Here is a 19600-nt window from a genome sequence, read left to right as displayed (position 1 = left end):
CGCGACTTTAACACCTGGGAAACACCGCAGCAGCACCTCAGAGCGCCCCGGACGACGTCGGACGGTAACGATCTGGCTGCGCGGAACGACAGAGTTCCTGATGGGTTCCCGGTAGTTCGTTCCGCTAAGTATACGGCCCGTGAACTCCGGTCAAGTCCCCCGTGACCTGATCGTCGAGATGTGTTCCCCATCACTAGAACGTGTTACATTTCGCCGCATGATCCTCGATCGGTTCAAGCTCACCGGCCAGGTGGCGGTGGTCACCGGCGCGGGACGCGGAATCGGCGCGGCCACGGCCGTGGCCCTCGCCGAAGCGGGCGCCGACGTGCTGATCGCGTCCCGCACGGAGTCTCAGCTGGAGGAAGTCGCCACGCGCGTCGCCGACGCGGGCCGCCGCGCGCACGTCGTGGCGGCCGACCTGTCCGCCCCCGACGCGGCGGCGGCACTGGCGTCGACGGCGGTGTCGGAGTTCGGCCGCCTCGACCTGGTGGTCAACAACGTCGGCGGCACGTACCCGCGGCCGTTGCTGGAGAGCTCCGTCGAGTTCATGGAGGAAGCGTTCCGCTTCAACGTGGCCACGGCCCACGCGCTCACGGTGGCGGCGGCGCCCGCACTGCTGGAGACCGGCGGCTCGGTGGTCAACATCTCGTCGGTGATGGGCCGGGTGGCGGGCCGCGGTTTCGCGGCCTACGGAACGGCGAAGGCGGCCCTGGCGCACTACACGCGGCTCGCGGCAGCGGACCTGGCACCTCGCGTGCGGGTCAACGCGATCTCGGTCGGTTCGGTGGCGACGTCGGCGCTGGAGATCGTGGTGGGCAACCCGGAGCTGAAGGAGAAGATGGAGTCGGCGACGCCGCTGCGGAGGATCGGCGAGGCGGCGGACATCGCGGCGACGGTGGTGTTCCTGGCGTCCCGGGCCGGCGGGTACATCACGGGCAAGATCCTCGAGGTCGACGGCGGCTTGCAGACCCCGAACCTGGAGCTGGGCCTGCCCGACCTGGGCTGAGCCGGCGACGACGTCACCTGGCCAGGCTCACCACCAGTGCGGCGACGGCCACCGCCAGGCTGAACCAGGACGAGAGCGGGTAGAGGAAGTCCTTGGCCACCGCCCAGCGGCTGTGGTTGCGCATCGGATCCAGGAAGAGCGCATCCCGCTCCGGCACCTCGCCCGGCGGCTCGGCGTTCCGGCGCTCCAGCAGGCCGCTGCGGGCGTAGTGGTCACGCAGCTTCGGGATCAACTCCGGCCGACCGGCGGCCTCCAACGCCGCGGCGAAGTACAGGAATTCACCGTAAACCCGGATCACCTTGTCGAGGTCATCCGGATTTGCTTCGCGACTCAGCTCGACGTCGACCAGCGGAAACGAAAGCGTGAGCGCGCGATCGGCCACCATCGGTGGCGACACCCAGGTGAGCCTGCGTCCCTGGTGCACCCGGAACAACTCCCTCGCCGCCTTCCCGGCCAGGTTTGCGCACCGGACGATTCGGTACATCGGCGCGAACCCTTCGCGGGTGAGGCGCTGCACCTTGGCGACAACCCGCTGGAACCGGAGATCCGGGTGACGACTTGCCGCCAGGGCCAGGCTCGCCACGAACATCGACCCGAGCACGGTCAGGACGAAGCCGACCTCGAACCAGCTACCGCCCGTCCGCCGCAGGGTCTCCGGAAGCGACCGAAGCACGACCCAGGCGGAAAACGCACTCACCCCGGCGAAGACGAGCGTCGCGACCGGCGTGACCGCGACCAGGACGACCCCGTTGGGCCCGGTGGTGGACCGGTGCAGCCCCAACGAGCGGCGGTCGGTCCGTCTCGCGGCCTCCGGGTACTCGCCGGCCAGCTGGCCGATGCACCGAATCACCTCGTCGTCGTCGAAGACGGGGAAGAAGGACCGCCGGACCATCATCTCGCTCGCCGGATCAACCCACGGGGTGTCACCGTGCATCTCCAGGGTTTTCGACACGCGCAAGAGATGTTCTCCTTCGAAATGGGCCGGACACGCCGAAGGCCGCCACCGGAAGTCCCCTGTGGCGGCCTTCGAACACGCGAGCGGTCAGCTCTCGTCGGTCTTCTTCGGCTCCTTCGCCGGTTCCCCCGGCGTTTCCGGCGGGGCGTCGGCCGCCACCTTCGCGTGCTCCGGCTCGTCAGCCACCTCAGGCTCTCCCGACGCGGAAGCCGAAACGTCCTCCGAAGGCGCGTCCGGGCCAGGTCGCGCGTCCTTGTTCACCAGCGTCTCCGGCGCCTCCCGCGGCCCCCGCTTGGCCGCGATCACGAAGTACGCCACCGCGCCCGCGAACAGCAGGATCGACGTCCACACGTTCACCCGCAGCCCGAGGATGTGGTTGGCCGTGTCCGTCCGCATCATCTCGATCCAGCCGCGCCCGGCCGTGTAGCCCGCCACGTACAGCGCGAACGCCCGCCCGTGGCCCAGCTTGAAGCGGCGGTCCGCCCACACGACCAGCAGCGCCACCAGCAGGTTCCAGAGCAGCTCGTACAGGAACGTCGGGTGGACCGGGCTCTCCGGCAGCGGGATGTGCCCCGTCGCGACGCCGTTGAGCAGGTTTTCCGGGTCCTCCGGGTTGAAGCGCTGGAAGACCTCGAGCCCCCACGGCAGGTCCGTGTGCGCGCCGTACAGCTCCTGGTTGAAGTAGTTGCCGATGCGGCCGATCGCCTGCGCGACGACGATGCCGGGGGCGACCGCGTCCGCCATCGCCGGCAGCGGGATGCCGCGGCGGCGGCAGGCGATGAACGCACCCACCGCGCCCAGGGCGATCGCGCCCCAGATACCCAGCCCGCCGTCCCAGATCGCGAACGCGTTCCACGGGTTGCGGCCCTCGGTGAAGTACAGCTCGGGGTCGGTGATCACGTGGTACAACCGGCCGCCGACCAGGCCGAACGGCACCGCGAACACCGCGATGTCGATCACCGTGCCCTTGGTGCCGCCGCGGGCCACCCAGCGGCGCTCGCCCCACCAGATCGCCACGATGATGCCGGCGATGATGCACAGGGCGTACGCGCGGAGCGGGATCGGTCCCAGGTGCCAGACACCGCGGTCGGGGCTGGGGATCGTCGCGAGGTAGGCGCTCATCACGCGGCCACCGTAGCGCTAAGGCACCGGAGCATCCAAGGCGGCCAGGTACCCCGCCACCAGCGCGTGCGCGACCTGGGTGACGGCTTGGTCACGCGGCAGGAACCGCTCGTCGTGCAGGCTCGGCACGCCCGCCGTGTCGCCGAGACCGACGAAGAGCATCAGGCCGCGGGTGCCGCCGCCGCAGTAGTGGGCGAAGTCGTCGGCGCCGAAGGACCGGAACCCCTCGTCGACGGTGAAGCCGGCGTGCCGCAGCCAGCGCTGCGCGCCCGCGGCCAGCGCGGCGTCGTTGTCCAGGACCGGCTCGCAGGGGCTGATCTCCAGCTCGGCGGTGCAGCCGTGTGCCCGCGCGGTGCCGTGCACGATGTCGGTCAGCGTCTCCAGGGCGCGTTCGCGGTCCTTCGTGCGCATCAGGCGCAGGGAGCCGAACGCGCTCGCGCTGTTCGGGACGACGTTGGCGGCCGCGCCGCCCTGGATGCGGCCGATCGAGCAGACCGCGCCGAACACCGGGTCGATCCGGCGCGACGCGAGCTGCTGCAGGCTCACGACCAGCTGCGACAGCGCCAGGATCGGGTCGCGCAGCAGGTGCGGGTAGCCGGCGTGGCCGCCCTGGCCGTGCATGGTGACCTCGAACTCGTCGGTGGAGGCGTTCACCGGCCCCGGGGCCGCCGAGACGATGCCGTGCGCGATCCGCGGCTGGACGTGCGCGCCGATCACCGCGTCCACGCCGTGCTCGGCCAGCACCCCGGACCCGACGACGTCGAGCGCGCCGGGCGGCGACGTCTCCTCCCGCGGCTGCAGCAGCGCCAGGATCGGCCGCGGCACGCCGACGCGGACCGCCGCCCGGCCGACAGCCACCAGCGCGGCGAGGTGGACGTCGTGGCCGCACGCGTGCATGAACTCGTTCCCGGACGCCCACGGCACGCCGGTGCCCTCCAGCACCGGGAGGGCGTCGAGCTCGGCCCGCAGCGCCACGGCCGGGCCGTCCGACGTGCCGGGCAGCCGGATGGCGCGCCCGGTCTTGGCGACGCGGGTGCCGTCGCCGGCGCCGAGCGCGCCGGTCACCAGGCGGGCGGTGTCCTCCTCGTCGCCGGAACCGCGGGGGTCGGCGTGCACGGCGTGCCGGAGCTCGACGGCGGCGGGCAATTCGTCGGCGATCGCCTGCGTCCACCGGGTCCACAGATCACTCACACGTGCTCCAAGCGGTAGATCCTCTTCGCGTTCTCGTGTCCCACCAAAGCACACAGCCGGACGGCGTCCTTTTCGGACATCGCGTCGGCGGCCAGTGCCGTGCGGGCGAAGTCCGACAGACCCCGCCGGAACAGGGCGGTGCCCAGGTGGTACAGCTCGGCCAGGCCGAAGGCATCGGTGGAGAAGAGCACCTTCCCGAACGGCGCGATCTCCAGGAGCTCGGCCAGCACGGCCGGCGCCCGGAACCCCGCGTTGTGCGTGATGAGCCCGGCGTCGACGAACACGTGCTCGAAGACCTGCGCCAGATACGCGGCCTGGCGGTGGAACGGGTAGTTGTGCAGCAGCAGGATGGGCACGCCGCTGCCCCGGGTCGCCCGCAGCAGCCCGGTGAGCAGCAACGGGTCGCAGCGGTGCAGGTCGATGTCGGCGTCGCCGTAGCCGACGTGGAACTGCACCGGCAGGCCCAGGTCGAGGCCGGTGAACACGAGGTGCCGGTGCAGCACCTCGTCGGCCAGGCGCCCGCCACCGGCGGCGAGCCACCGCCCGGCCGCGGCTTCGACCTCCGGCGGCGACGGCCGCTCCCCCGCCAGTTCGAGGCCGACGCGGTAGGCGGCGATCGACTTGAGCCCGACGGCCGTGGCCGCGCGTTTCCCCAGCTCGTCGGCGAAGGCCCCGGCGAACCCGGCCGCGGTGGTGCCCCGGATCACCGATTCGGCCACCTGTTCCAGCCGGACGACGTCGTGCGCGCGCGTGCCGGCCAGCCCGGCGAACTCGGCGGTCGTGGTCAGCGAGTCCGGCAGGAAACCGCCGTCCAGGAGGAAGTCGGTGGTGCCGGTGGCCCGCAGGAACCGCCGGGCCACCTCGGCCGCGCCCAGCTCGGCGCGGCGTTCGAGGTAGGCGCCGGGGTCCGCGTGTTTCGGCAGGCCGAGGACGGGCGCGCAGCGTTCGCGCACGGCGAGCCCGATGAGCGAGTCGAACAGGCTCGTGCCCAGCGGCGACGGCGCGTCGGCCTCGGTCAGCATCGCTTCGAAGCCCGCGCGGGCGACGTCGCCGGTGACGACCCCGTGGCAGTGGTGGTCCACCAGCGGCAGATCCGCGACGAACGGGAGCAGGTCGGTCATGCGCCTCCGTCCACTGGGCCGAGCCTCTCCCCCACCCTACGAGCGAACCGCGGCGCCGACAGGACGGCGAGTCCGGCACGGACCTGGACGGGCTTCGGCGGTGTCTGACACGATCTTCACCTCTTTCTCCGGGTGAGGCACAGCGATGGGGGCGGGATGAGCCAGCTCGACCGGGCCGAACTCGCGCAGCAGGGCGCGCTCCGGGCCGACGCCCTGCGTGCCGCCGGCGTGGAGCTCGTGGCGCTGACGTTCGTGGACAACAGCGGTATCACGCGGGTGAAGGCCGTGCCGGTGGACCGGCTGTGGTCGGCCGCGGCGTGGGGGGTCGGCGCGTCGAACTCGTTCGACTTCTTCCTGGCCACCGACGACATCGTGGGCGGCACGCACTCGCGCGGCCCGGTCGGCGACCTGCGGCTGCACCCGGACCTCGACGCGCTCGTGCCGCTGGCCGCGCAGCCGGGCTGGGCGTGGGCACCGGCGTGGCGGTACGACCAGGAAGGCGACCCGCACCCGCAGGACGCGCGGGCACTGGCCGCGGCCGCGACGGCCCGGCTCGCGGAGCTGGGCTACAACGCGCGGACGGCGTTCGAGATCGAGTGGGTGGTCACCAGGGCCGACGCGCCGGACGACCCGCGCTCGGCCACCGCGGGTCCGGCCTACGGCTACGCGCGGCTTTCCGCGCAGGCGGGCTACCTGCGCAAACTGGTGTCCACGCTGACCGCCCAGGGGATCGCGGTCGAACAGATCCACCCGGAGTACGCGGCCGGGCAGTTCGAGGTGTCGGTGGCGGCCGGCGACCCGGTGCGCGCGGCGGACGTCGCGGTGCTGACGCGCGAGACCATCCGGACGGTCAGCGAGCAGTACGGGCTGCGGGCGTCGTTCACGCCGAAGTTCGCCCCGAACGGCGTGGGCAACGGCGGGCACGTCCACCTGAGCCTGTGGGACGGCGACCGCAACCTGTGCGCGGGCGGCGACCGGCGGTTCGGGCTCACGGAGACGGCGGAGGTGTTCGGCGCGGGCGTCCTCTCGCGGCTGCCGGCCCTGCTGGCGATCGGCGCGCCTTCGGTGGTCAGCTACCTGCGGCTCGAACCGCACCACTGGGCCGGGGTGTTCCGCGTGTGGGGGCTGGAGAACCGCGAGGCGCCGCTGCGGCTGGTGCGGGGCCCGGCCGGGCAGCGCGAGCGGGCGGCGAACTTCGAGGTCAAGTGCTTCGACCTGACGGCGAACCCGTACCTGGTGGTGGCCGCGCTGATCTTCGCGGGCCTGGCCGGGGTGGAGGCCCGGGAGAGCCTGCCGGAGCCGGTCGACGTCGACCCCGGAACGCTCGGGGGTGCGGTGGAGCGGCTGCCGGCCTCGCTGGCCGACGCGGTGACGGCGTTCGAGGCGGACCCGGCGTTGACGTCGGCGTTCGGCCCGGAACTGGCGGCGACGCTGGTGGACGTCCGCCGCGGCGAGCTCGACCGGCTGGGTGCGCTGCCGCCGGCCGAGCTGTGCGCCGTGATGCGGTACCTACATTGACTTGAGCGCCTTGGCGACCTCGCTGCGCAGCAGCGGGAGCTTGGCGTAGAGGCGGTCGCCCGGGCATTCGGTGTTGTAGAAGTCGCGGTGGCCCTTGATCTCCTCGACCGGGATGCCGTACTGCCGGCAGATGTAGGCGCAGAAGACGACGAGCGAGGCGAACTGCGTCTCGGGCGGCTCGACGCTGGTGTAGAGGCCTTCGTTTTCGATGCCGATGGCGTTGGTGTTCTGCCCGGGGCAGTGCGCGCCCTGGATCATGGTGGTGCGCCCGCGCAGCGCGTCGAGGCTGCCGTGCCGCCCTTCGAGCCGGTACCCGCCGCGGCTGACGGTGAAGTGCTGGCCGGTGTCGGACCACCCGTTGTTGTCGATGTGGTCGTGCTGGTCGTCGCGGGCGACCTGGAAGGCGTGGGCGAGGGAGTAGTCGGTGCTGTTGGCGCTGGCGATGTGGTGGATGAGGATCCGGTTCGCGGGGTGGTCGAGCGTGGTGAGCGCGTCGGTGGGCGGCCGGGCCCCCCACTCGGCACAGCTGTAGATCCGCGGCTCGGTGGCGGCTTGCGCAGCCCGCGGGAGGACCAGGCCGGCGGCCCCGGCGACGGCGAGGCCGGCGGCACCGCGGAGGAAGGTGCGCCGCGGGAGGTGTGCGATGTCCATGGCGGGATTCTCTCGCGGCGCCGTACAGCTTTCGTACAAAATTTCAGAGACGAACAGTGGCCTCGAAGGGGCGGGTGAGGCGGAGTTCGCCGTGCTCACTCTTGGCGATGGGCTCGTACTCGTCGCCTTGGAGTTCGAACAGGGTTGCCGCGATGGGCTCGCCCGGTTGAACCAGGAGGTAGTACGGGATCAAGGCCTCGGCGTAGAGGGCCCGCTTGAGGATCCGGTCCTGGATCTTGGTCGACGGTGAGACGATCTCCGCGGCCAAGAGAACATCGCTCGCCGTGTAGGCGACGGTGTCGATTCCGGGGCAGTTGAGGATCACCAGGTCGGGAATCAGCAGGCGTTGTGTTCCGAGGCGCACGTTCACGCCGGGCAGCAGCTCGGTGCCATCCGGCAGCGCGGGAACCAAGGTGAACTGCAGTTTCTGCAAGAGCCGCTGGTGGGCTGAAGTCGGAGCGGGGCTCATCAGCAGCACCCCGTCCACGAGTTCGAGCCGCTGCAGTGAGGTTTGTTCCTCGGGCAGGGCGAGAACGTCTTCGACCGTCCAGCCTTCGGGGCGCAGGGGAATGCTGAACTCGGCCTGAGGCTCAGCGGGTGCCGCCATCGCGCTTCACCTCCGCTCCCGCGCGTCGCCGTGGGTCTGTCCCAGTGTGACATGTCTGCTGGTCCCCTCGTTGTGGATCATCACACGAGGAGTATCCAGACCGCCACCGACAGTTCTGATCGGGCGATGGGTGTCACGCAGGCGTGACGGCCCGGCGCACACCCTCCGCCAGCTCCGCCGACAGCGCACGAACGCCCGACGCGCCCTCGGCCGCCGCCGTGACCAGGGCGGAGCCCACGATCACCGCGTCCGCGAACGACGCCACCTGGGCCGCCTGCGCACCGGAGCGGACGCCCAGACCCACACCGATCGGGAGCGACGTGTGCGCTCGCGTCCGCCGCACCAGCTCCTCGGCGCCCGCGCCGACCTGGTCGCGCGCGCCCGTCACGCCCATCACCGCGGTCGCGTAGATGAAGCCCGACGACGCCGCCGCCGTGAGGGCCAGCCGCTCTTCCGACGACGAAGGCGCCACCAGGAACGTCCGGTCCAGGCCGTGCTCCTCGGACGCCGTCATCCAGGACGCGGCCTCGTCCGGGATCAGGTCCGGGGTGATCAGGCCGAGGCCGCCCGCCGCCGCCAGATCACGCGCGAAACGGTCCACGCCGTAGCGGTTCACCGGGTTCCAGTACGTCATCACCACGGCCCGGCCACCGCGCGAGGCCACCGACTCCACGACCTCGAAGACGTGCTTGAGGCGGAAGCCGTTGTCCAGGGCCGTCACCGAGGCGGCCTGGATGGTCGGGCCGTCCATCACCGGGTCCGAATACGGGACGCCGACCTCGATGAGGTCCGCGCCGCCGTCGACGCAGGCCGCGATCAGGTCCTTCGACCCGTCGACCGTCGGGAAGCCCGCGGGCAGGTAGCCGACCAGCGCGGCGCGGCCTTCCGCGCGCGTCGTCGCGAAGAGGTCGTCCAGCCCGCTCATCCGTTCACCAGTCCGAACCACTTCGCCGCCGTGTCCATGTCCTTGTCGCCGCGGCCCGAGAGGTTGACCACGATCAGGCCGGACGGGCCCAGCTCGCGGCCCAGGTCCAGCGCGCCGGCCAGCGCGTGCGCCGACTCGATCGCCGGGATGATGCCCTCGGTGCGGGACAGCAGCTTGAACGCGTCCATCGCCTGGGCGTCGGTGATCGGGCGGTACTCGGCGCGGCCGGTGTCCTTGAGCCACGCGTGCTCCGGGCCGACGCCCGGGTAGTCCAGCCCGGCCGAGATCGAGTGCGACTCGACGGTCTGGCCGTCCTCGTCCTGCAGCAGGTACGTCATCGCGCCGTGCAGGTTGCCCGGGGTGCCCTTGGTCAGCGTCGCGCCGTGGCGGTTGCCCTCGATGCCCTCGCCGCCCGGCTCCAGGCCGACCAGCCGCACCGACGGGTCGTCGTAGAAGCCCGAGAAGATGCCGATCGCGTTCGACCCGCCGCCGACGCAGGCCGCGACGACGTCGGGCAGGCGCCCGGCCTGCTCGAGGATCTGCTCGCGGGCCTCGGTGCCGATGACGTGGTGGAAGTTGCGCACCATCGTCGGGAACGGCGCCGGCCCCGCGGCCGTGCCGAACAGGTAGTGCGTGGTGTCGGCGTTGGTGACCCAGTCGCGCAGGGCCTCGTTGATCGCGTCCTTCAGCGTCCGCGAACCGGTCTTGACCGGGATCACCTCGGCGCCGAGCAGCCGCATCCGGGCCACGTTCAGCGCCTGGCGCTCGGTGTCGACCTCGCCCATGTAGACGACGCAGTCGAGGTCGAGCAGCGCGCACGCGGTGGCCGTCGCGACGCCGTGCTGGCCCGCGCCGGTTTCGGCGATGACGCGCTTCTTGCCCATCCGCTTGGTGAGCAGCGCCTGGCCCAGCACGTTGTTGATCTTGTGGGAGCCGGTGTGGTTCAGGTCTTCGCGCTTGAGGAAGACCCGCGCGCCCCCGGCGTGCTCGCCGAAGCGCTTGGCCTCGGTGAGCAGCGACGGACGGCCCGCGTAGTCCTTCAGCAGGCGGTTGAACTCGTTCAGGAACTCCGGGTCGTGGCGGGCCTTGTCGTACTCGGTGGCGACCTCGTCGACGACGCCGATCAGCGCCTCCGGCATGAACCGCCCGCCGTACGGGCCGTAGTAGCCGCGCTCGTCCGGGTCGTGCTCGTCGTGCTGTCCGGTCACCGCGACGGCCTCGGGCAGGCGGGGTGCGAACCGGCCGTGACCAGCTTGACCAGGGCGCCCTTCGGGTCGCCGGAGGCGACCAGGCCCTCGCCGACCAGCACCGCGTCGGCACCGTGACCCGCGTACGACATCAGGTCGCCCGGGCCGCGGACGCCGGATTCGGCGACCTTGTAGACGTCCATCGGCAGGCCGGGGGCCAGCCGCGAGAAGACGTCCCGGTCCACCTCGAGGGTGTGCAGGTTGCGCGCGTTGACGCCGATGACCTTGGCGCCCGCCTCGAGGGCCCGGTCGGCTTCCTCGGCGTTGTGGATCTCCACCAGCGCGGTCATGCCCAGCGACTCGACGCGGTCGAGCAGCGAGACGAGCGCGTTCTGCTCCAGCGCGGCGACGATCAGCAGCACCATGTCGGCGCCGTGCAGGCGGGCCTCGTGCACCTGGTAGGGGCTGACGATGAAGTCCTTGCGCAGGATCGGGGTGTCGACCGCGGCGCGGACGGCGTCCAGGTCGGCCAGCGAACCGCCGAACCGGCGCTGCTCGGTGAGCACGCTGATCACGCGCGCCCCGCCGGCTTCGTAGTCCTTCGCCAGCGCGGCCGGGTCGGGGATGTCGGCCAGCTCGCCCTTCGAGGGGCTGCGCCGCTTGACTTCGGCGATGACGCCGATGCCGGACTCGCGCAGGGCGGCCATCACGTCACGCGGTGCCGGGGCGGCGGCCGCGCGGATCTTCAGCTCGTCGAACGGCAGCGCGGATTCCCGCACGGCGAGATCCTCCCGCACGCCGGCGACGATGTCTTCGAGCACGCTCACCGGACGCCCCCACCAGGGCGCGTGCTCACGGATTCACTCGCAAGGTCGCTCACAAAAACCTTCCCCTTCCCGCCGAAACGATGCTAACCCCCGCATCCGAGACGCCCGGTTCCGGGTGTGCGCGTTACTCCGAATGCCCGCTCCGGGCATCGGTCGGATCTTCCCCGTCGGAGAGGGCTTCCCACAGCTGGGCGTCGGGGTCACGGACCTTTTTCCGGGTGGCCGGAGCCGCGTACCTGGCCCCGAGCCGGGTGGCCAGGCCCGCGCCCTTGACGGCTGCCAACCCGGCGGCGGCGACGAGAATTCCCGCGACGACGGCGAGCCCGCGACCGAGCAGCATTTCGGTGACCGGCAGGCCGTCGGCGTACCCGCCGAACCGGACCCCGGCGACGCCGGTCCAGATCGCCGCCAGGCCGGCCAGCGCCAGCACGACGCCGAGCACGCGCCGCGCCCAGCCGCCCGTGGCCACCAGCCCGGCCACGCCGGCCAGGGCCAGCAGCGCGAGCGGCACGAGCGCGGTCGCCCGCTGCTCGCCGGTTTCGCGGTGGAGGATCGTGCCCCGCACGCCGCCGTCGCGGAATTCGGCGAACCAGGTCAGCCGTGACGCGCCCCACAACGCGAGCGCGCCCAGCAGGAGCGCGGTCACGATCATCCACAGTGGACGCCTCGACGCCGTCGCCACCGGAGCGTCCGCGGCCGGCGCGGGGACGCCCGGGTGCCGCGGTGTGTCAGACACGCGCGGCGTCCGCGGCCGGGTCGAGGGCGCCCGCCGCCACCATCGTCTGCGCGGCGGCCACCGCCGAAAGCACGGTCCTGGCCTTGTTCAGGGATTCGGTGTCCTCGTAGTCCGGCACCGAGTCGGCGACCACCCCGCCGCCGGCCTGGACGTGCGCGATGCCGTCCTTGACCAACGCGGTGCGGATGGCGATCGCGGTGTCGGCGTCGCCGGCGAAGTCGAGGTAGCCGACGACTCCGCCGTACAGCGCGCGGCGGACCGGCTCGAGCTCCTCGATCAGCTCCATCGCGCGGACCTTCGGCGCGCCGGACAGCGTCCCGGCCGGGAAGCACGCCGTGACCGCGTCGAACGCCGTCTTGCCCTCGGCCAGCTCGCCGGTGACGGTGGACACGATGTGCATCACGTGGCTGTAGCGCTCGATCTGGAAGAAGTCGACGACGCGCACGGTGCCCGGCCTGCAGACCTTGCCGAGGTCGTTGCGGCCGAGGTCGACGAGCATCAGGTGCTCGGCGCGCTCCTTGTCGTCGGCCAGGAGGTCCTTCGCCAGCTGGGCGTCCTCCTCCGGGTCGGCGCCGCGCCAGCGCGTGCCCGCGATCGGGTGCGTGGTCGCGCGGCCGTCCCGCACGGTGACGAGCGATTCCGGGCTGGAGCCGACGATGTCGAAGCCCTCCAGCCGCAGCAGGTACATGTACGGGCTCGGGTTGGACGTCCGCAGCACGCGGTAGATGTCGATCGCGTCGGCCGCGGTCGGGATCTCGAACCGTTGCGACGGCACGATCTGGAACGCTTCGCCGGCCTTGATCGCCTCGACGGCCTTCTCGACGGCCGCGTGGAAGTCCTCCTTCGACCGCTTCCGGGTGAATTCCGGCACGGGCCGGTCGAACGCGGCGACGGTGGCGGGCGCGGCCACCTGCAGCTGCTCGGTCATCGCGCTCAGCCGGGCGACGGCGTCGTCGTAGGCCGCGTCCACGCGCTCGGGCGAGTCGTCCCAGTTGACGGCGTTCGCGATCAGCGTGACCGTGCCCTCGTGGTGGTCGAAGGCCGCGAGGTCGGTGGCCAGGAGCATGGTCAGCTCGGGGATGTCGAGGTCGCGTTCGGCCAGCTCGGGCAGCTTCTCCAGCCAGCGCACGGCGTCGTAGCCGATGTAGCCGACCATGCCGCCGGTCAGCGGGGGCAGGCCGGGCAGCGGCTCGGTGTGCAGGGCTTCGATCGTCTCGCGCAGGACGTTCAGCGGGTTGCCCTCGCTGGGCAGGCCGACCGGTGGGGTGCCGGTCCAGACCGCTTCGCCGTCGCGGACGGTGAGCGCGGCCGGGCTGCGGACGCCGATGAACGACCAGCGGGTCCAGGAGGCGCCGTTTTCGGCGGACTCGAACAGGAAGGTGCCGGGCCGGTCGGCGGCGAGCTTGCGGTACACCCCGATCGGCGTCTCGCCGTCGGCGAGGACCCGGCGCACGACCGGGATCACGCGGCGGCTCTCGGCGAGGAGGCGGAAGTCCTCGCGGGACGGGCTGACCGTGCCGGGACCGGTCGAACCGGCGGATGCGCTGACCATGAACCTCATTGTGCCGCTTGCGCGGAGCACGGCGCCGCGGGGGACAAATTCAACGTACATTGAATTTCGGGGGCCCGTCCGTCATGATGGGGCCGTGAGCCCCACGGACAACAGCGAGACTACCGGCCGCCGTCGCGGGCGGCGGCCCGCCGGTCAGGACACCCGCACGGCACTGGTCGACGCCGCGCGGGCGGTGTTCGCCGAAACCGGCTACGACGGCGCGACCGTGCGCGCGATCGCCACCCGCGCCGGCGTCGACGCGGCGATGGTCAACCACTGGTTCGGCAGCAAGGAGGGCCTGTTCGCCCAAGCCGTCCTCGAGCTGCCGTTCGACCCCCTGGAGCTGCAGAAAGCCCTGCGACAGGGCCCCGACGAAGAGCTGGGCGAACGGATCGTCCGCACCTTCATCACCCGCTGGGACAGCGCGGGCGGCGGCCAGTTCGTGGCGCTCATGCGCAGCATCACCGGCCACGAGCAGGCCGGCCACGTGCTGCGCGACTTCTTCCAGAAGTTCTTCAGCGCGCTGATCACCTCGGTCGGCGCGGACCGCATCCCGTTGCGGATGAACCTGTGCGCCAGCCAGATGGTGGGCCTGGGCATGGTCCGGTACGTGGCGAAGTTCGAGCCGCTCACCTCCGAGGACGTCGAGGTCCTGGTGCGGGCGATCGCCCCGAACCTGCAGCGCTACCTCACCGGTGACATCGGCTGAAATCCGCGGGTCACCCGGATGCCGGACGGGAATGGCGGTCCATCGCATTTCGCGGACACCGTTCGCACATTCGGGGAATCGACGGGATTCGTATTATCGGCTCATGAAGCCAACGTCTTCGGGGCCCGCAGCGAGAACTCTCGCCGCTTCACTGCGCGAAGAACGCGAAGCACGCAACGTCGGTTTGCGCGTTCTCGCCGACCGGCTGGGAATCCTGCCGCAGCTGCTTTCGGCGTGGGAGAAGGGGTATCGGCTGCCGAGCGTCGAGGACGTGTCGGCGATTCTCGCGCTGCTGGGTATCCACGGGGAGCAACGCGATCGCATCCGGACGCTCGCCCGGCACGCCCGCGAGCCCAATTGGCTGGCGTCCAGCAACGCGGACATCTCGCACGCCCTCACGGCGTTGCTGGCCTTGGAAAGCACCGCCACCAAGATCACCGCCTGGTCGCCCCTGCTCGTACCCGGACTGCTGCAGACGCCCGACTACATCCGGTCGATCATGGAGGCCTCCTCGGTCCCGGTCGAGGAAGCCGACAAGCGGCTCCGCATCCGGCTCAAGCGACAGCGAGTGCTCACGCAGCGGGACCCGGTCGGGCTCCGCGCGCTGATCGGCGAATGGGCGATCCGGGAAACCATCGGCAGTCCGGCCATCATGTCCGACCAGATCGATCACCTGCTCGAAATTTCGCAGCGGACCAACGTTTCCGTGCGGGTCGTTCCGGCCGGACTCGGCTACCACACGGGTCTGCTGGGACCGTTCGAAATATACGAGTTCCCCGGCACGCCCCCGATCACCTTTGTCGAGCACGCCCATTCGAGCGCGTTCCTGCACGAAGAAACGCAGACCCTCGCCCACCAGCAGGTGGTTAAGATGCTTGGCGAGCAGGCGTTGAGCGAAGCCGCCTCCCGGGAGCTGCTCGAGGAGGCTGCACCCTAACGGAGGCGACCACATGGCCGTTTGGCGGAAGTCCTCATACAGCGGGGAAAACTACAGCTGCGTCGAGGTGGCGCTGGGGCCGGTCGTGAGCGTTCGGGACACCAAGGCCCGGCGTGCCGGGAAGCTGACCGTCTCCGCCCGGGCCTGGCGCGCCGCCCTCGACCGGCTGCGCTGACTTCCGGCCGTCACCCGGCTTTCCGCGGCGACCTCGCGTACGCCGGGACCGCGTACGGCCGCTTCCGCAGCGGCGCGTCCGGGAACAGCACGACCATGTCGCGTCCCCAGCCGCCGACCCAGGCCGGCCGGTCCGGCCGGTTCTTCAGCACCGTGGCGCCGTGCGTCGAGGTGGCGGCGCGCAACGCGATCACCGAGCCGTCGCGGTAGCGGACGTGGATGTCGGGCGTGTGCCGTCCCTTGCGAACCGGGTAGTCGGGGACCACCGTCACGGCGGCGGCACGCCAGCCGGTGTGCCGCACGGCCCGGTGCCGCTGCCGCCACCGCGAGGCGGCCACCAGCGAAACCGGCACCGCGACGAGCGCGAGCAGCATCGGCACGACGCAGAACCCGACCAGGTACTGGTTGTCGTTCGGCTCCTCCACCGTGCGGACGTGCTCCGGGTCGGCCCGGTCGTAGACCACCGTCACGCGGTCGCCGGGCACGTAGGCACGGCTGCTGTCCCGGACGATCTCCTCGGTGAACACGGTGCCACCGGCCTCGTACGTCACCCACATCGACGGCGAGCCCCGGCCGCTCGGCGGGTTCACGACTTCCACGACCTCGCCGCCGGTGCGGACGCCGGTGGCCAGGAGGCCCTCGGCGGCGTTCTCGATCGCCTCGAGACCCGCGATGCCGCCGGCCAGCACCCCGCACCAGAGCAGCGCGAGCGCCAGGGCGCGCCGGCCGAGCGTGCGCAGCCGGGCGGTTTCGACGTCGAAGTCGACCCCGACGCCGCCGTCGAGCCGCTCCGGCGGCGGCAGCCAGGTTTCGAGGCTCAGCCGGGCCAACACGGACTCGGACCGGCGATCGGCGGCCCGGCTCCGGGCCACCGCCAGGGCGCCCAGCGCGGCCGAACCGGCGAGCGTCCCGAGCTCGGCGGCGAGTTCGCCGTCCGCGAAGACGTAGGCGGGGTCGGCCAGCGTCACCGCCGTACCTATCACGAAGAGCACGAAGACGGCCACGCACAAGGCCGCGGTCACTGCCCACGCCGTTCTCCGCCGCGACAGCCGCCGCGCGGCGGCTTGGGCGTCCCACCCCAGGTCCATGGCCGCAGCCTAAGCCGAGAACCCGCAGGTCAGCGCCGGATTTCGGGAAGCTCACCGCGAGGCAACCGCGCGGCCCCGCCGAACGTGCAAGGGAGCAGGGTCAGCGGGCGAGCAGCAGCGCGATCAGCGCCAGCACGCCCGGAACCACCTGCACGAACAGGATCCGCTTGCTGGCCGTCGCGGCGCCGTAGAGGCCGGCGATGATCACGCAGACGATGCCGTACAGCTGGAGCTGGAACTCGCCCGCGATGAGACCCCAGACCAGCGCGAGGGCCAGGAAACCGTTGTACAGGCCCTGGTTCGCGGCGAGCGTCTTGGTCTCCTCCGCGAACTCCTTGGTCATGCCGAAGCCGGCGCGGGCGCGGGGGCTCGTCCAGAGGAACATCTCCAGGACGAGGATGTAGACGTGGATCAGGGCGACGAGCCCGACCAGGATGTCGGCGACGATGGTCACGCGAGCTCTTTCTCATCGGCCAGGAGCAGGCGCTCCTCGGTGTCGAAACAGGTGTGTGTGCCGGTGTGACAGGCCGGGCCGGTCTGGTCGACGCGCAGCAGGACCGTATCGCCGTCGCAGTCGATCCGCACTTCGCGGACGTGCTGGTAGTGGCCGGACGTCTCGCCCTTGACCCACAGCTTCTGCCGGCTGCGCGACCAGTACGTGCCGCGGCGGGTGGCCAGGGTGGCGGCGAGGGCGTCGTCGTTCATCCAGGCCATCATCAGCACGTCCGAAGTGGCGTGCTCGACGACGACCGCGGCGATCAGCCCGTCGGCGTTGCGCTTGAGGCGCGCGGAGACGGCCGCGTCCAAGGTCATGCGTTGGCTCCCAGGAGGTGCCGCTTGAGCGGCATCGAGTTCAGCAGGACGAACGCGTAGCCGTAGCCGGCGAACGACAGGCCGGAGAACAGCTTGTTGAACCACAGCTCGGCGCCGAGCAGCAGGAACGCGTGCAGCAGCGCGAACACCACGGCGACGACCAGGCCGCCGATCCGGGCGCTGCCCATCTTCAGCACGAGCCCGGTGGTCACCACGCCGCCGAGGAGCAGCGCGAGCGCGGGCATCCGGTAGATGGCCAGGCTCGCCCCGGCGCTCAGCACCGGGATCAGGTCGAGCAGCGCCCACGCGACGGGCAGCCCGACCAGCAGGCCGGCGATGACCTTCACCTCGACGGGTGCCTGCCAGGACTTCACCGGACCTCGACCCCGCCTTCGCGCAGGGCGGTCTTGACGTCCCCGATCTTCAGCTGTCCGAAGTGGAACACGCTGGCGGCGAGCACGGCGTCGGCGCCGGTCCGCACGGCGGGCAGGAAGTGCTCGACGGCGCCGGCGCCCCCGCTGGCGATCACCGGGACGCGCACGGCCTTGCGCACGAGCTCGATGAGCTCGAGGTCGAAGCCGTTCTTCGTGCCGTCGGCGTCCATGGAGTTGAGCAGGATCTCCCCGACGCCGAGTTCCTCGCCGCGCGCGGCCCACTCGACGGCGTCGATCCCGGTGCCGCGGCGGCCACCGTGGGTGGTGACCTCGAAGCCGGAGGCGGTCGGCTCGCCGCCGGCGGGCACCCGGCGGGCGTCGACCGACAGCACGATGCACTGGGCGCCGAACCGCCTCGACGCCTCGCTGAGGAATTCCGGCCGCGCGATGGCGGCGGTGTTGATGCTGACCTTGTCGGCCCCGGTCCGCAGGAGCCGGTTGACGTCGTCGTTGCTGCGGACGCCGCCCCCGACGGTGAGCGGGATGAAGACCTGCTCGGCGGTCCGGCGGACGACGTCGTAGGTGGTCTCGCGGTCGCCCGAGGAGGCCGTGACGTCGAGGAAGGTGAGCTCGTCGGCGCCCTCGGCGTCGTAACGCCGGGCCAGCTCGACGGGGTCTCCGGCGTCACGGAGGCCGGCGAAGTTGACGCCCTTCACCACCCGGCCCGCGTCGACGTCGAGACAGGGGATCACCCGCACCGCGACAGACATGGTCACCAGCCTAGTCAAGGGGGTCGGGGCCGCCGCCGATGGCACGGCCCGGCATCTACCGTTCACCCCCCGGCCACCCGATTCGTCTAGTTTCCGCCCGTGCGCAGACTCCTCCCGGTGGCCGTCGCCGCCGTTGCCCTCCTGACCGCCGTCCCCGCTTCGGCCGCTCCCCGCGATCCGGCGCCGGTCCTGCAGACGCAGGCCTTCGTCGACGATCCCGGCGCCTCCCCCGCCAACGCCGACGCCGACGACCCCGCCATCTGGGTGCACCCGCGCGACCCCGAACGCAGCGTCGTCCTCGGCACCCTCAAGGAAGGCGGGCTCGCCGCGTTCGACCTGTCCGCGCGGACGCTGCAGCTGGTTCCCGCCGGGCCGGGCGGGCGGTTCAACAACGTCGACGTGGTCGGGGACCTCGCCGTGGTCAGCGACCGCGGGCGGGACCGGATCCGCGTCTACCGCATCGACCCGGCGGGCTCGGCGGCCGGCGGGCACGTGCTGCGGGACGTCACCGACCCCGCCGCCGCGCCGGTGTTCTCGGCGTCGGAGTCCGAAGTGGACGAGCAGCGGACCGCCTACGGCCTGGCCGCGGGCCGGGACCCGCGCACCGGCGTCCGGTGGGTCGCGGTGACCCGGCGGCACGAGACGCGGGTGGCGCTGCTGCGGCTCGTCGACCGGTCGGACGGCACGGTCGGTACGGCGCCGATCGACATGGTGGACCTGCCGTCGCGGTTCCGCCTGCCGGACGGCTCGAGTTGGTCGCCGTGCGAGGAACCCGGCGAGGGGCCGCAGCTGGAGGGCTCGGTGTTCGACGGCCGGGTGCTCTACACCGCCCAGGAGGACGTCGGGATCTGGCGGATCCCGCTGACGGGCACCGGCTTCGGGCGGCCCGAACCGGTCGACCGCGTGCGCTCTTTCGGCGTCCCGCAGCGCTGGGACGCGGCCACGGAGGAGTGCGTCCCGGACGGCCCCGACCCCGGCTTCGGCGGCCGGTGGCTGACGGCCGACGCGGAGGGGCTCGCGGTGGCGAACGGCACGCTGTTCGCCACCAGCCAGGGCGACTCGCGGTTCGTCGTCTACGGCAGGCACGTGCGTGACCTGCGGATCGTCGCCGGCCGCGGCACGGACTCGGTCGAGCACTCCGACGGCTCGGCGATCAGCACGGCGTTCCTCGGGCGCCGCTTCCCGCACGGCCTCCTGGTCGTCCACGACGGCGAGCGGCGCCCCGCGGCGGGTGACCTGCCGACGACGGGCTTCGCCTTCGTCCGGCTGGAGGAGGTCCTCGCGCGGTAGAAAAACTTCCGTCCGCCGTGCAGCGGCACGGCCCCCTCGCGCGTCCA

Annotated in this window: 22 protein-coding genes; 6 read left to right on the top strand and 16 right to left on the bottom strand. The window is 71.8% G+C overall.

Annotated features, from left to right (window positions below):
* Window positions 1–217 precede the first annotated feature (217 nt).
* On the top strand, window positions 218–1006 hold the full coding sequence (locus DV20_RS21860; protein WP_043783181.1) for an SDR family oxidoreductase: 789 nt from the start codon (window positions 218–220) through the stop codon (window positions 1004–1006).
* A gap of 13 nt (window positions 1007–1019) precedes the next feature.
* Here DV20_RS21860 and DV20_RS21855 read toward each other — a convergent pair whose 3' ends face one another.
* The 4 genes from DV20_RS21855 to DV20_RS21840 all read right to left on the bottom strand — a co-directional run bounded on the left by DV20_RS21855 (window position 1020) and on the right by DV20_RS21840 (window position 5395).
* On the bottom strand, window positions 1020–1964 hold the full coding sequence (locus DV20_RS21855; RefSeq protein ID WP_160169748.1) for a hypothetical protein: 945 nt from the start codon (window positions 1962–1964) through the stop codon (window positions 1020–1022).
* Between the two features lie 84 nt (window positions 1965–2048).
* Window positions 2049–3083: a prolipoprotein diacylglyceryl transferase gene (gene lgt / locus DV20_RS21850; protein WP_200876475.1), complete on the bottom strand. Its 1035-nt coding sequence runs from the start codon at window positions 3081–3083 to the stop codon at window positions 2049–2051.
* An 18-nt stretch (window positions 3084–3101) separates the two neighbouring features.
* Window positions 3102–4274, bottom strand: a complete 1173-nt coding sequence (locus tag DV20_RS21845; RefSeq protein ID WP_043783176.1) for a M20 metallopeptidase family protein — start codon at window positions 4272–4274, stop codon at window positions 3102–3104.
* Window positions 4271–5395: an amidohydrolase family protein gene (locus tag DV20_RS21840; RefSeq protein ID WP_043783175.1), complete on the bottom strand. Its 1125-nt coding sequence runs from the start codon at window positions 5393–5395 to the stop codon at window positions 4271–4273. The genes DV20_RS21845 and DV20_RS21840 overlap by 4 nt, the downstream gene beginning before the upstream one ends.
* A 156-nt stretch (window positions 5396–5551) precedes the next feature.
* On the opposite strand from DV20_RS21840, the gene DV20_RS21835 reads away from it, so the two are divergent.
* A complete protein-coding gene (locus tag DV20_RS21835; protein ID WP_043783173.1) occupies window positions 5552–6913 on the top strand; it encodes a type I glutamate--ammonia ligase in 1362 nt (453 codons plus the stop codon).
* On the opposite strand, the gene DV20_RS21830 is transcribed toward DV20_RS21835, so the two are convergent.
* The 7 genes from DV20_RS21830 to DV20_RS21800 all read right to left on the bottom strand — a co-directional run bounded on the left by DV20_RS21830 (window position 6905) and on the right by DV20_RS21800 (window position 13398).
* Window positions 6905–7564: a peptidoglycan recognition protein family protein gene (locus DV20_RS21830; protein WP_043783172.1), complete on the bottom strand. Its 660-nt coding sequence runs from the start codon at window positions 7562–7564 to the stop codon at window positions 6905–6907. The genes DV20_RS21835 and DV20_RS21830 overlap by 9 nt on opposite strands.
* A 43-nt stretch (window positions 7565–7607) precedes the next feature.
* On the bottom strand, window positions 7608–8171 hold the full coding sequence (locus tag DV20_RS21825; RefSeq protein WP_043783170.1) for a Uma2 family endonuclease: 564 nt from the start codon (window positions 8169–8171) through the stop codon (window positions 7608–7610).
* A gap of 133 nt (window positions 8172–8304) precedes the next feature.
* Window positions 8305–9096 (bottom strand): tryptophan synthase subunit alpha, encoded by a 792-nt coding sequence (gene trpA / locus DV20_RS21820; protein ID WP_043783168.1) that lies wholly within the window; start codon window positions 9094–9096, stop codon window positions 8305–8307.
* Window positions 9093–10304, bottom strand: coding sequence for a tryptophan synthase subunit beta (trpB, locus tag DV20_RS21815; RefSeq protein WP_084093594.1), 1212 nt, complete (start codon window positions 10302–10304; stop codon window positions 9093–9095). Before trpB ends, trpA begins: the two co-directional genes overlap by 4 nt.
* Window positions 10301–11110, bottom strand: a complete 810-nt coding sequence (trpC, locus tag DV20_RS21810) for an indole-3-glycerol phosphate synthase TrpC (RefSeq protein ID WP_043783166.1) — start codon at window positions 11108–11110, stop codon at window positions 10301–10303. Before trpC ends, trpB begins: the two co-directional genes overlap by 4 nt.
* Window positions 11111–11234: 124 nt before the next feature.
* Complete coding sequence (locus DV20_RS21805; RefSeq protein WP_043783165.1) at window positions 11235–11762, bottom strand: Trp biosynthesis-associated membrane protein; 528 nt, start codon at window positions 11760–11762, stop codon at window positions 11235–11237.
* A 76-nt stretch (window positions 11763–11838) separates the two neighbouring features.
* Complete coding sequence (locus DV20_RS21800; RefSeq protein ID WP_043783163.1) at window positions 11839–13398, bottom strand: anthranilate synthase component I; 1560 nt, start codon at window positions 13396–13398, stop codon at window positions 11839–11841.
* A 94-nt stretch (window positions 13399–13492) separates the two neighbouring features.
* Here DV20_RS21800 and DV20_RS21795 point away from each other — a divergent pair, with 94 nt between their 5' ends.
* From DV20_RS21795 to DV20_RS21785, 3 genes are all read left to right on the top strand, one after another.
* Window positions 13493–14107 (top strand): TetR/AcrR family transcriptional regulator, encoded by a 615-nt coding sequence (locus DV20_RS21795; RefSeq protein ID WP_043783161.1) that lies wholly within the window; start codon window positions 13493–13495, stop codon window positions 14105–14107.
* A gap of 103 nt (window positions 14108–14210) precedes the next feature.
* Window positions 14211–15044, top strand: coding sequence for a helix-turn-helix domain-containing protein (locus DV20_RS21790; protein ID WP_051736086.1), 834 nt, complete (start codon window positions 14211–14213; stop codon window positions 15042–15044).
* A 13-nt stretch (window positions 15045–15057) separates the two neighbouring features.
* Entirely contained in the window at window positions 15058–15219 is a 162-nt protein-coding gene (locus DV20_RS21785) for a DUF397 domain-containing protein (protein WP_043783160.1), read from the top strand.
* A 10-nt stretch (window positions 15220–15229) separates the two neighbouring features.
* On the opposite strand, the gene DV20_RS21780 is transcribed toward DV20_RS21785, so the two are convergent.
* The 5 genes from DV20_RS21780 to hisF form a co-directional block, all read right to left on the bottom strand.
* Complete coding sequence (locus DV20_RS21780) at window positions 15230–16306, bottom strand: DUF3592 domain-containing protein (protein WP_043783158.1); 1077 nt, start codon at window positions 16304–16306, stop codon at window positions 15230–15232.
* A 100-nt stretch (window positions 16307–16406) separates the two neighbouring features.
* Complete coding sequence (locus DV20_RS21775; protein ID WP_043783157.1) at window positions 16407–16760, bottom strand: DUF1304 domain-containing protein; 354 nt, start codon at window positions 16758–16760, stop codon at window positions 16407–16409.
* Window positions 16757–17119, bottom strand: a complete 363-nt coding sequence (gene hisI / locus DV20_RS21770) for a phosphoribosyl-AMP cyclohydrolase (RefSeq protein WP_043783154.1) — start codon at window positions 17117–17119, stop codon at window positions 16757–16759. The genes DV20_RS21775 and hisI overlap by 4 nt, the downstream gene beginning before the upstream one ends.
* Window positions 17116–17493, bottom strand: a complete 378-nt coding sequence (locus DV20_RS21765) for a hypothetical protein (protein ID WP_043783153.1) — start codon at window positions 17491–17493, stop codon at window positions 17116–17118. The genes hisI and DV20_RS21765 overlap by 4 nt, the downstream gene beginning before the upstream one ends.
* A complete protein-coding gene (gene hisF / locus DV20_RS21760) occupies window positions 17490–18263 on the bottom strand; it encodes an imidazole glycerol phosphate synthase subunit HisF (protein ID WP_043783151.1) in 774 nt (257 codons plus the stop codon). The genes DV20_RS21765 and hisF overlap by 4 nt, the downstream gene beginning before the upstream one ends.
* Window positions 18264–18380: 117 nt before the next feature.
* Here hisF and DV20_RS21755 point away from each other — a divergent pair, with 117 nt between their 5' ends.
* A complete protein-coding gene (locus DV20_RS21755) occupies window positions 18381–19553 on the top strand; it encodes a phytase (protein ID WP_043783149.1) in 1173 nt (390 codons plus the stop codon).
* Window positions 19554–19600: the final 47 nt, after the last annotated feature.

The sequence above is a fragment of the Amycolatopsis rifamycinica genome, assembly GCF_000695625.1.
Lineage (GTDB): Bacteria > Actinomycetota > Actinomycetes > Mycobacteriales > Pseudonocardiaceae > Amycolatopsis > Amycolatopsis rifamycinica.
The sequence above is the reverse complement of the archived record's forward strand: the minus strand, read 5'-3'. Positions and strand labels throughout refer to the sequence as shown.